Below are 11352 nucleotides of genomic sequence, written 5' to 3' on the forward strand. Positions count from 1 at the left end.
ATCACTCGAGCCCGCCTCCAAAAACCCAGCTTGAAAACCTGACTCTCCTGTCCAGATTCTCAAACCCAAGGATCTAGAGGCCCGTCGAACCCAGCCACTCCTGGAGGATCGCGGCGGTCTCCTCGGCCCGTTCCAGGTGCGGGATGTGCCCGGTGGCACCGAGCGTGACCACCTCCCACCGCCGCAGGAGGCGGCGAACGGTCTCGGCCGTGGCTGCGGGCATGAGCGGGTCATCGAGCCCGTGCAGCCACAGCGCGGGCGGGGTCAGCTCGCTGAGCAGGCCGATCCATCGGCGTGGGCGGCTCAGCTGCACCAGGGCGTCGTTACGGCTGCGCCACAGTGCGGCCCGGCCGTCCGGGTCGCGGACGGACCAGGCGGGCTCCGGTTCGGCGCGCAACTCCTGGAGGTATGCCTGCGGGATCAGGTCGAGGTAGGGCGTCGCGCTGGCGACGAGGGCATCCGGGTCTTCGGGGCGCTTCCCCGCCTGGACGTCACGGTCGAAGGCCGCCCGGGCCCGGGGTGCCTTGACGATCAGCCATTGCAGGGAGCGGACCGGGTCGATGGGCAGACGCGAGGGCCGCACCGCCGGTCCGATGAGCGCCAGCCCGAGCACGTCGTCCGGTGCCGAGCGCGTCGCGAGGGCACAGATCATCGCCCCGAAGGAATTGCCGACGAGTACCACCGGGCGGCCGACGACCTCGCGGATGAAGGCCGTCACGATCGCGACCTGATCGGCCACGGAGCCGGCGTCCGGGTTCGACGGGGCCGGCGAGGACCGGCCGTGGGCGCGCAGGTCCAGCAGGTACGCCGGAGCGCCGAGGCGGCGGCCCACGCCACAGTGCTCGAGCGCGGTCCCCTGCATCCCATGGACCAGCACGACGGGGAGGGCCGGCGGACGCGCCGGATCGGTCAGCTCCAGCCAGCTGACCGTCCCGCCGCCGTGTTCGAAGAAGCGGCGCGTGTACCCGGCGCTCCACGGCGCGGCGCCGCTCATCCGGCGCGGCCTTGCAGGCGTGCTCCGACGGCGACCGGGCCGGTGCTGGGCTGGGAGTGATCCCAGTCGGCCAGGAGCGTGCGCAGTGCGGTGGCCAGCGCGAGCGGCTGGTCGAGCATGATGTGGTGTCCGGCGTCGGGGATCTCGATGACCGGAGCCGCACGGCCGAGCCGGTCGTACATCACCTCGCTCATCTGCTGGGAGAGGATCCCGTGCTCACCACGGAGGAGCGCGATCCGGCACTCGAGCCGGGTGAGCACCGAGGGTCCCAGGTGGGCCCGGACGAAGACGCGCGGGTCGAACTTCCACGTCCAGCCGTCGTCGACGCGACGCAGCGAGTGCCGGGCCACGTGGCGGGTGACGTAGTCGAGAGCGGGCTGGTCCGGCACCGAGCGGAAATGCGTCATTCCCTCCTCGAGCGTGGCGTAGACCCGCAACGGTCCGAATGCCTGTCCAGCGCGTGCCGCCCGCTCCTCGGGCGTGAGCTCCCTGACCGGCGAGTCGACGACGACAGCCCCGTGGAGGCGTGATCCGAAGAGGGCGGCGGCCCGGAGCGTGACGAAGCCACCCATGCTGTGCCCGATGACGACCGGTGGGCCCTCGATGCCACCGGACGCGGCCGCGGCGAGCACCTCCTCCGCCCAGATGTCGAGCTCGTAGCGCTCGCGGCGACCGCTGTCACCGTGACCCGAGAGGTCGACCGCGACCACGCGCCGCCGCCCCTCGACGAGCAGCGGGCCGATGTGGTCCCACCAGTGCGCATGCGCTGCGCCGCCGTGAACGAGCACGACGCCCGGCATGCCGGCATCGCCCCAGGCCCGATACGTGATCGAGGTGCCGTCCACGTCGGTCGTGCCCTCGTCGGGACGGCTTCCGAGTGCGGCACTGAACCACTCCGGCGTCATGGTGCTCATGGCGACGGAACCCCCTCTTTGGATCGTCGGAAATCGCGCACCCGGCTCGGTGCGCGTGCGATACGCGGGCTAGTTCACGGAGATCGGCTTGCCGTCGATGGAGTAGCTCTTCGTCTTGCTCGACCAACGGACCGGCTGGAGCCGGTCGGCGTAGTCGGTCTTCCCCGGTCCGTACGAGCCCGGCAGCACTGCGGGCAGCCCGTCGATCGTGCCGAGGCCTTCGACGGCCTGGACGAAGGTCCGGGGGTTCAGGGCATCCCCGGCGGCCGTGGCCGCGTTGGCGAAGACCTCCACGACCGCGCAGATGATCGCCACGGCGTTTTCCTCGCCGATCGGGACGTCGGGGGCGTCGGTGGTCTCGTTGTACTGCTGGATACAGGCGGTGTTCTCGGGCGTCTCCACCTGCCCTTCGGCCGGCCAGGCACTGGCCGTGAACCCGACCGCACCGTCGAAGCTGTCCCCGGCGTTGGCCAGGACGCCGTTGGCGGCGAGCGCCCCGATGTCGCTGGTGAGGTACTGCGGATAGAAGTGCTGGGACTCGGCGAGGGCGATGAAGCGCAGTGCGTTGGCGAAGTCGGTGCCGAGCATGACCGAGTCGACGCCGGCCGACTTCATCTTCTGGATGAGCGCGGGGACCTGCGCGATGCTGTTGGCCGGGTCGAGCTCTCCCAGGACGGCCAGCGGGTGGCCGAGCTCGGCGAGCTTGTCGGCCGCGGCCTTGACCGGCAGCTGGCTGATGGCGCCGTCGGCGACGGCGACCGCACCCAGCGTTCGGCCCTCCACCTGACCGGCCTTCAGCAGGATCGACGCCCAGTTGCGACCGGTCCGCTCGAGTGCGGGGTCGAGACTGACCAGGAGGCCGTGCGAGTCCCGGTAGACCTGCTCGAGGGAGGGCATCATGGCGACGACGGGCAGCTGGTACTGGGGCCCCACGCAGCGGCTGGCGTCGTTGGTGCCGAGGATGGCGAAGACCCTCTCATCCTTGGCGAGATGGATGCAGATCGCCTTGTCCGAGTGCTCCCCCGTCGTCGTGAGGGGATCCCAGCTGGTGTAGACGGGCTGGATCGCCCGTCCCTTGATGCCGCCTCCAGCGTTGATCTTGTCGAACAGCGACTGGTAGGCCGCCCGCTGGAGGTCGACGCTGAAGTTCGGCAGGCCGAGGCCCAGTGGCTCGGCGGCGGAGAGGTCGAGCATCATGACGCCGACCTTGATCGTGGTGTCGGTGACGCCCTGGGCCACGTCGGTGATTTGGTCGGCCGTCGAGGTGCCGGTCCGACCACCCGAACCGGCGCCGATGTTGTCACCATCGAGCTCGATGGGACCGCTGCCGGACCGGCCCGCACCGGCCGTGGACGGCGCCGAGGACGCCAGCCCGAGCGGGATCGCCAGGCCGACGGCGAGGAGCAGGCCGGACAGGGCAACGAGCACGCCGTAGGCGCGAGCGGGTGCCACCACGCGGAAGTGCTCAGTATGCGGTGGGGGGTTCATCGGTCTCCCTCGGGGCAGCGAGTGCGGAGTTCGGCGGGGTTCGGGCAGGCGGCAGCATCGCCGCGCTGCCGGGCGCCGTCGTGTGCGTCCAGGACGGGGGGCAGCGTCGCGGCGAGGAGGGCAGCGGCGAGGATCAGGGCGAGGAGGATCGTCTGCCACTGGCCGGCGGACAGGCCCAGCACGGGACGGGGCCGGTGGGTGCGATCGCGGTCGGTCATGCCGATCCCCCAGCGCTGATGAGGCTGTCACTGCGCTCGATCGCGCGCCGGTCGGTGCCGAGGTAGGCGGCGACGACATCGGGATTGTCGCGGACGACCTCCGGGGTGCCCTCGGCGATCAGCTGACCGGCCGAATAGCAGTACATCCGGTCGGAGATCGACATGGTCAGCGGCATGTCGTGCTCGATGATGACCACGGTGGCCGACAGTTCGCGCTGGATGCTCTTGATCAGCGGGCCGAACGCCTCGGATTCCTTCTGGGCCACACCGCCGGTCGGCTCGTCGAGCATCAGCACGTCGGCCCCCTGGGCGAGCAGGCAGCACATCTCGACGATGCGGCGAGTGCCGGTGGAGAGCTCGGAGGTGAGCGAGTGTGCGTACCGGCCGAGCCCGAGGAAGTCGATGTAGCTGTCGGCGTCCGCGAACTTCCTCCGCTCACGCGCCCACCCTCCGGGCAGCGCGAGGAGCGACGGGACGAACGCCGAGCGATCGCGGGCCTCCAATGCCACCCGAACGGTCTCGTGCACGGTCAAGTCGCCGAAGAGGCGCGCGTCCTGGAAGACGCGGCCCATCCCCAGGGCCGCACGCTGGTGCGGGGCGAATGACGTGACGTCGACGCCGCCGATCTCGATACGGCCCGACTGCGGTCGCACGAAGCCACTGATCACGTTCATCAGGGTCGACTTCCCGGCGCCGTTGGCCCCGATCACGCCGACGACCTCGCCCCGCGCGACGGTCAGGGAGGCGTCCTTGAGCGCGATGCGGCCGCCGAAGCTCACGTTCACGCCGGTGACCGCGATCGCCGGCGCGGCAGGGTCGGTAACGAGGACCGGCTCGGGACGCGGCAAGGTCTCGATCGGTGGCCGCACCGGGTCCGGGACCGCAGCACGCCCGCGGGTGAGGTGGCTGAGGATCGCCGAACGGGCGGTCAGTCCGAGCTGGGTCAGTCCCCCGGGCAGGAAGAGGATCAGCACCAGGACGCCGATGCCGGAGGTGGCCAGGCTCACCGAGAACGAGTCACCCAGCACGGCCGGCAGGCCGATCAGATAGATCGCGCCCAGGATGGAGCCGGAGACTCGGCCCAGGCCGCCGATGACGACCATCGAGATGATCAAGGTCGACTGCTCCGGACCGAAGATCGCCGGCGACGTAGCGGAGGCGAGGCCGTACTGACCGGCCGCCGCGGCGTAGAGGCCACCGGCCAGGCCGGCCAGCGCGCCGGCGAAGATGAAGGCCGAGAGCTTCGCACCGACCGGGGCGACCGCGAAGCTGGAGGCCGCCCGGTCGTTGTCCCGCACCGCGATCATCGAGATGCCGGCGCCGGTGCGTCGCAGGCGAACGACCGCTGCGGCACAGACGACGACGATCGCCAGCGTGAGCAGGTAGAACGTGCGCTCGGAGGAGAGGTCGAGGCCGAACAGCCGCTGAGCGGGGAAGGTATAGGTCGGCCCCTCGCCGAAGATTCCCTGCCCGTAGAGCCACGACTGGCACGCCACCGCGAACGCGAGCGTCGTCACGGCGAGGAACGGGCCCTCGACGCGCAGGGCGGGGAGCCCGACGACGAAGGCGGCGAGGCCACCGGCGACCGCACCCTGCGCGACCGCGGCGAGGAACGGGACACCGTTCGAGGCAAGCTGCGTGGCCACGAGCGCGCCGATCCCGACGAAGCCGAACTGCCCCAGGGTGAGCTGGCCCGCCCAACCGGCGAGGACGGTCACCGAGAGCCCGACCAACGCGAAGATCAGGACTCTGGTGAACATGTACTGGTCCGCCGAGGTGGTGAAGACCAGCGGGAGGAGAGCCGCGACAGCCACCGCGACGACGGCACCGATGAGACCGGAGCGACGCACCCACCACACGTTGCGCATCGCGCTCGGGATCGGCGGGGTCTTCACGGTGATGCCGAGGCCGTCGGCGCCACCGCCCATGCCGGGGCGGCGCAGGAGGGTCAGGACCAGGATCGCCAGGAACAGGACCAGCTCGGGCGAACCGGTGGGCGCCCCGTTGGACACCATCACCGTCTCGATCAGTCCCACCGCGAGGCCGCCCACCATGGCCCGCGGCATCGACGTCAGACCACCGACCAGCGCCGCAGCGAGCGCGTGGACGAGCAGACCAGGACCGACCGAGGCGGTCGGGAGGCCGACGACCGCGCCGGTCATCGGGTTGAGCAGCGCCACGGTCAGCACCGCCAGCGCACCGGAGATCGCCCACACGGTCGTCGAGACGCGCATCACCGGGACACCGGCGAGCTTGGCCCGGTCGGGGTTGTCGGCCGAGGCACGGACCGCGAGGCCGAACGGCGTCCTGGTCAGGAAGACAGTCAGCCCGACGATCACCGCCGGCACGAAGGCCAGCATCATGAAGTGCGGGGAACTCAGGACCACTCCGCCGATGTTGGCCTCGCGGTCCAACGGCGAGGGGAAGGAGCCGTAGTTCTCCATCTCGGGGAGCAGCACGCGTCCGAGGAAGACCAGCTGGCCGACGCCCAGCGTGGCCACGAGCAGGATCAGGCGCGGCGCCTTCGCAAGCCTTCGGATGACGCCCATCTCGACGACGGCGCCGATCGCGGCGCCACACACCAGGGTGGCCGCCAGCGCTAGCCAGAAGTTCCAGTGCCAGTCCAGCACCATCTTGGCCAGCAGCACCGCACCGAAGGCGCCGATCTCACCGTGCGCGAGGTTGATCACCTTGGTGGCGCGGTAGACCAGCACGATGCCAGCGGCGAGGATCGCGTAGGCCAGGCCGGTGAGGAGTCCGAAGACCAGCATGTCGGACGTGATCGACCACGTCGTAGCGGGGATGTCCATCTCAGGCACCTGCGCCCTTTCCGAGGAAGACCGCGCGCACCAGGTCGTCGCGGTGCGCGAGCTCGTGGGCCGGGCCCTCGAAGCGGACCTGCCCCTTCTCCATGAAGACGGCTCGGTCGGCGATCGAGAGGGCGATCTTCACCGACTGCTCGACGATGACCATCGTCAGACCGTCGGCCTTCAACCCTTCGATGATCGCGAGCACCTCCTGCACCATGACCGGCGAGAGGCCGAGGGAGAGCTCGTCGATGAGCAGGATCTCCGGTCGCAGCAGCATCGCGGTGGCCAGGCCGAGCATCTGCTGCTCGCCGCCGGAGAGCGTGCCCGCCGGCTGGTCGAGCCTCTGCCGCAGGAGCGGGAACCGCTCGAGTACGTCGTGGGCCCGCTGCTCGAGGTTGCGGGAGTCGCCGAGCAGCGTGTACCCGCCGATGAGCAGATTGTCCGAGACGCTCAGGTTGGGGTAGACCGACCGGCCACCGGGCACCTGGACGATGCCGAGCTTCACCCGGGTCGCCGGATCGGCGTAGGTGACAGTGCGACCAGAGATGCGCACCGCGCCGCGGTCGGCGTGCTCGAGGCCGGAGATGACCCGCAGCAGGCTCGACTTGCCGGCGCCGTTGGTGCCGAGCAGCGCGAGGGTCTCCCCTTGGCGGACCTCGAGCGAGACGTCGAAGAGGACCTGGACCGGGCCGTAGGAGAAGTCGAGGTGACTGACCTGGAGGAGCGGCATCTCGTCTCCCCGGGCAAGGCGCAGCCGCTCGGTGCGCTCCTCGAGGAGGTCGGCAGCGGCGCGCGCGATGTCACCGCGCAGGTGTCCGGCGCTGCTGGCGAGGATGATCCCGGCGAGGACGGAGGCCGCGGGCGCGACCACGGCGATCGCGGCCCGCGCACCCCACGACTCCTCGGCCAGACCGGTCACCAGGGCGCCGCCGAGACCACCGACCAGGGCCAGGTAGAGCCCGACGAGGGCGAAGGCCGTGGCGCGGAACTCGGTAGGAGTGACCGACGCGACGACGAGGGTCAGGGGGACGAGGCCGAAGAAGAGGATCGCCGAGGTGATCAGGCCGACGACGACGTAGATCGCGACGTTGGGGGCGTATGCCTGGATGCCGAACCCGACGCCGAGGGCGGCGAGGGCGCCGCTGCCCATGTACAGGCATGCTTCGGGGCTGCGGCGGAAGAGGCGGTCGCTGTACACGCCGCCCAGCGCGGCGCCGATGAGGCCCCCGAGCGCGGTGACGGCGCCGATCATGCCGCGCGCCTCGACACCCTGGCCGAAGTGGTCCTCGAGAATGAGGCTGAGGTAGATCGGGACGGTGGTGACGCAGAGGCCGAACGCGCCGAGCGCGGCCATCACGAAGTAGAAGGTGCGGATCTTCTTCAGCCGCGCGAACGCGGCTGCGAGCGTGACGGGGAGCGCGTCGGGATCGGGCGGCAGCTCGCCGCCGAGGAGTGCCTCCTGCTCGAATCGTCCCCGCGCGGGCTCGGGCAGACGGAGTACACCCAGCGCCAGGATGACGGCCGGCACGGCCAGGACGGCGAAGGCCCACCGCCAGGCGTCCCGGTCGCCCGGCACGGCCACGGCGACCGCGGCGGCGAGCACCGGACCGAGCACGATGCCGAGCGGCAGGGCACTGCGATGGACGCCGAAGACCCGGCCGCGTCCGGCCGGCGGGTAGGTGTCGGCGAGGAGCGAGCCCTGGATCGGCCCCTCGTTCGCCTTGCCGAGGCCGGCGATGATGCGCACGATGACCAGCTGCCACAGCGCCTGGACGAGTCCGAGGCCGGCGGCGGCCACCGCCCAACCGAGCGTGCACAGGCCGGCGATGAAGGTGCGACGGAAGCGATCACCCAGCGAGCCCAGCGGCAGCGCCCCGAGGGAGACCATCACGCCGGCCAGCGCACCGACCACGGCCACCGCGGAGGAGCTGATCCGGAGCGACTCGCGGATGTCGGGTGCGAAGACCGTGAACATCGCGTTGTCCACGCTGTCGATCAGGGCCAGGCCGAAGAGCACCCCGAGGGTCATCCGGCCGCCAGCGCTCATGACGTCCTTGAAGGTCGCCTCCGGCTCGGCTGCGGTCTTGAGGGCTGCTTCGGCGGCACGCAGGCCATCGTCGTCGGATCCGTGGTGGTGGCGGGTCGAGTCCCGGTCCAGCACGACGGAGGCGAGTAATCGCGGATCACGGGGCGTAGCGCGATCTTCGTCAGTCATCGGCGTCCCTTCACGGTGTACTGGGGTCATGACGCGGTGGTCAGGCGGCACGCTGGGCGGGCTTTGCGTCGGGCCGACCAGCGCCGCGCTGGTCGGCGACGCATGCTCTGGCCGCTCAGCGCCTGGCGGTGACCTTCACGGTGTCCGAGCTGCCGAGGCAGGCGGCGTCGCCCCGGCTTGCGCGATCACCGCCCCGCTCGATGCTCGCCATGTCTTCGGATCTCCCTCTGCCGCTGTGTGACATGAGGCCAACAAGCTCCTGTGCTGGTTATCATAGGGTCAACCATCCGACATAGAGAAGTGATGACCAGGGAGCAGGGCAGTCTTGTGAGGGAATGGAAGGGATCGGTCGCCTTCATCACCGGCGGTGGCCAGGGAATCGGCCTCGGGATCGCGCGAGCGCTGGCCAAGCGTGGTGTACGTCTGGCATTGGCCGACATCGACGAGGCGGCGCTGGCCTCCGGCAAGGGGGAGCTCGCCGCACTGACCGGCGTCGAGACCTACCGGCTCGACGTGCGCGACCGCGAGGCGTTCGCCGCGGTCGCCGACGAGGCCGAGTCGAGTCTCGGCCCGGTCGACCTGCTGTTCAACAACGCCGGCATCGCGCCGTACTCATCACTGCCCCGTTTGCAGTACGAGCAATGGGACCTGGTCATGGGGGTCAACGTGCACGGGGTGATCAATGGCGTCCAGACGTTCCTGCCACGGATGATCGAGCGCGGCAAGGGCGGGTACGTGGTCAACACGGCCTCGGGCGCCGGGCTCGTTGCCGGGCCGAACGTCCTCTACACGACCTCGAAGTATGCGATCGTCGGAATGTCGGAGTCACTGAAGCACGCGGCCGCCAAGTACGGCATCGACGTGAGCGTGCTGTGTCCCGCCGCGGTGGCCACCAACATCCTGCGCAGCACCGACACCCTCGGCTCCGCGGCGGGTCTCGGCCAGCGAGCCGCCGCCCGCAAGAGCACCGAGGACTACATCAGCACCGGGCTCTCGATCGACGTCGTGGGTGAAATGGTGCTCGCCGGGATGGAGTCGAAGGCGACCTGGATCCTCACCGACAGCGAGATCGCGCCGTACGTGAAGATGCGGGCGGAAGCCTTGCTCGACGCGTTCCCCGCGGCGGCATCCGGCGTCTCCTGAGGGCCGGGGCCTCCCGGAGCATGCGGGGCGGTACGACCAAGGGTCGTGCCGCCCCGCGGCGGTTCGAGCGCTACTCCGCGGGCGTGAAGCTCGCGACGGAGGCCGAGAGCGCGCCGGTGGTGGCTGCGTCGGCCAGCGCGACGCCGCACAGGAACCCATCCTTGCGGTCCGCGGCCGTCGTCGGGCAATGCCGCACGACGCCCCTGGTGTCCTGCGCCTCGAACGGCTGGTACGTCACCTTGCAGGCGAGGCTCCCGTCAGCGCCGGATTCCACCTTCGTCAACGAGGACATCAGCGGCGCCGAGACACCGGCCTGCTCGGTGGAGTACGCAGCGACCAGGCAGTAGTACGAGGTCGAGGGCTTGGCACCGGTAGCGGTCGCGGTCAGCACCGTGCCCGCCGCGACGTTCGCGTCGGGCGTCAGCTTGGTCTGGAAGTAGGCCACCCCTCCGCCGTCCGTCTTCTCGCTGCTCGGCGCCGATGTCGAGGGCGAGCCCGAGGCCGAGGGCGTTTGGCCGGCGTCCACGTCCTCGGTGCTCTCGCCGCAGCCCGCGACCAGCGCCAGGCTCACGGCCGCGGCCATCAGAATGATCTTGCGCACGTGGAATCCTTCCGGTCTAGGATTTGGAGAGTTGGCGGATGACGTCGATGCCCATGGGATCGACCGGGATTCCGTTGAAGACTGCGCGCGCGTTGGCGTGGCCGGCCTGGTGCAGGGCGAAGGCATGGCGCAGGGCGTTGAACTGGCCTTGCGCCTCCAGTGCACCGTTGACCGACAGCTTCGCCAGCTTGAGCCCGAATGCCGGGCGCCGGGCGATCTCCGATGCCATCTCCAGCGTGAACTTCTCGAGGTCGGCCCGCGCCACCACGTGGTTGACCATGCCGAGCTGGCGACACTCCTCGGCGGTGAGTGCGTTGCTGCGGAAGAGCATCTCCTTGGCCTTGCGCGCCCCGAGCTCCCACGTGTGGGTGTGGTACTCGTGGCCGTTGACGGCGAACGCGACCGTCGGGTCGGAGAACGAGGCGTCCTCACTGGCGATGATGATGTCCATCGGCCAGACCAACATCAAGCCACCCGCGATCACCTTGCCCTGCACCTGGGCGATCGTCGGCTTCGGGACGTTGCGCCAGCGCCAGCACATCCCGAGATAGAACTCCTCCTCGTTGGCCATCCCGCCGGCCTGGCCGGGCTGGAGGTAGCCACCGGTCATGCAGTGCGGCTCGAAGTCGGCGCCGCTTGCGCTGTTGGTCAGGTCGTGACCGGAGGAGAAGTGCGGTCCGTCCGCCGCCAGGACGATCACCTTGATCTCGTCGTCAGTCGTGGCCTTCTGGAACGCGGTGTCCAGCTCGTGGAGCATCTGGTAGTCCTGCGCGTTGCGCAGCTCCGGGCGCGCCAGCGTGATCCGGGCGACGTGCTCGGCGGGAACGTCGTAGCGGATCCTCTCGAAGCCGGTCTCGGGGGTGGTCTCAGGCATTGCTCTTCATCCTTTCGATGGCTTCGTCACGCATCTTGCTGCGGCGTACCTTGCCGGAGTCGTCGCGCAGTGGCTGGTCGATGAACTCGATGGAG

9 protein-coding genes are annotated in these 11352 nt (G+C 70.1%); 1 reads left to right on the forward strand and 8 read right to left on the reverse strand.

Annotated features, from left to right (window positions below; genetic code table 11):
- Positions 1-73: 73 nt before the first annotated feature.
- From IEZ31_RS54685 to IEZ31_RS54710, 6 genes are all read right to left on the reverse strand, one after another.
- Positions 74-994, reverse strand: a complete 921-nt coding sequence (locus IEZ31_RS54685; protein ID WP_190258101.1) for an alpha/beta fold hydrolase — start codon at positions 992-994, stop codon at positions 74-76.
- A complete protein-coding gene (locus IEZ31_RS54690; RefSeq protein ID WP_190258102.1) occupies positions 991-1908 on the reverse strand; it encodes an alpha/beta fold hydrolase in 918 nt (305 codons plus the stop codon). Before IEZ31_RS54690 ends, IEZ31_RS54685 begins: the two co-directional genes overlap by 4 nt.
- 69 nt (positions 1909-1977) lie before the next feature.
- Positions 1978-3396, reverse strand: coding sequence for an ABC transporter substrate-binding protein (locus IEZ31_RS54695; RefSeq protein ID WP_190258103.1), 1419 nt, complete (start codon positions 3394-3396; stop codon positions 1978-1980).
- On the reverse strand, positions 3393-3614 hold the full coding sequence (locus IEZ31_RS54700) for a hypothetical protein (protein ID WP_190258104.1): 222 nt from the start codon (positions 3612-3614) through the stop codon (positions 3393-3395). Before IEZ31_RS54700 ends, IEZ31_RS54695 begins: the two co-directional genes overlap by 4 nt.
- Complete coding sequence (locus IEZ31_RS54705) at positions 3611-6424, reverse strand: branched-chain amino acid ABC transporter permease/ATP-binding protein (RefSeq protein ID WP_190258105.1); 2814 nt, start codon at positions 6422-6424, stop codon at positions 3611-3613. The genes IEZ31_RS54700 and IEZ31_RS54705 overlap by 4 nt, the downstream gene beginning before the upstream one ends.
- A 1-nt stretch (position 6425) precedes the next feature.
- Positions 6426-8639: an ATP-binding protein gene (locus IEZ31_RS54710; RefSeq protein ID WP_190258106.1), complete on the reverse strand. Its 2214-nt coding sequence runs from the start codon at positions 8637-8639 to the stop codon at positions 6426-6428.
- Between the two features lie 327 nt (positions 8640-8966).
- Between IEZ31_RS54710 and IEZ31_RS54715 the strand changes: the two genes are divergently transcribed.
- The gene (locus IEZ31_RS54715; RefSeq protein WP_190258107.1) at positions 8967-9782 is read left to right on the forward strand and encodes an SDR family oxidoreductase; all 816 of its coding nucleotides are present in this window, start codon (positions 8967-8969) and stop codon (positions 9780-9782) included.
- 70 nt (positions 9783-9852) lie between these two features.
- On the opposite strand, the gene IEZ31_RS54720 is transcribed toward IEZ31_RS54715, so the two are convergent.
- Entirely contained in the window at positions 9853-10383 is a 531-nt protein-coding gene (locus IEZ31_RS54720; protein ID WP_190258108.1) for a hypothetical protein, read from the reverse strand.
- A 16-nt stretch (positions 10384-10399) separates the two neighbouring features.
- Positions 10400-11257 carry an enoyl-CoA hydratase gene (locus IEZ31_RS54725; RefSeq protein WP_190258109.1) on the reverse strand — a complete coding sequence of 286 codons (858 nt, stop codon included), beginning with the start codon at positions 11255-11257 and terminating at the stop codon, positions 10400-10402.
- Positions 11258-11352: the final 95 nt, after the last annotated feature.

Source organism: Dactylosporangium sucinum (assembly GCF_014647515.1).
Classification (GTDB): domain Bacteria; phylum Actinomycetota; class Actinomycetes; order Mycobacteriales; family Micromonosporaceae; genus Dactylosporangium; species Dactylosporangium sucinum.

What these genes read in the sequence shown, in the direction of transcription:
- IEZ31_RS54700 (WP_190258104.1), bottom strand. Translation starts at nt 3,614, where the DNA reads ATGACCGACCGCGATCGCACCCACCGGCCCCGTCCCGTGCTGGGCCTG.
- IEZ31_RS54725 (WP_190258109.1), bottom strand. Translation starts at nt 11,257, where the DNA reads ATGCCTGAGACCACCCCCGAGACCGGCTTCGAGAGGATCCGCTACGAC.
- IEZ31_RS54705 (WP_190258105.1), bottom strand. Translation starts at nt 6,424, where the DNA reads ATGGACATCCCCGCTACGACGTGGTCGATCACGTCCGACATGCTGGTC.
- IEZ31_RS54695 (WP_190258103.1), bottom strand. Translation starts at nt 3,396, where the DNA reads ATGAACCCCCCACCGCATACTGAGCACTTCCGCGTGGTGGCACCCGCT.
- IEZ31_RS54685 (WP_190258101.1), bottom strand. Translation starts at nt 994, where the DNA reads ATGAGCGGCGCCGCGCCGTGGAGCGCCGGGTACACGCGCCGCTTCTTC.
- IEZ31_RS54690 (WP_190258102.1), bottom strand. Translation starts at nt 1,908, where the DNA reads ATGAGCACCATGACGCCGGAGTGGTTCAGTGCCGCACTCGGAAGCCGT.
- IEZ31_RS54710 (WP_190258106.1), bottom strand. Translation starts at nt 8,639, where the DNA reads ATGACTGACGAAGATCGCGCTACGCCCCGTGATCCGCGATTACTCGCC.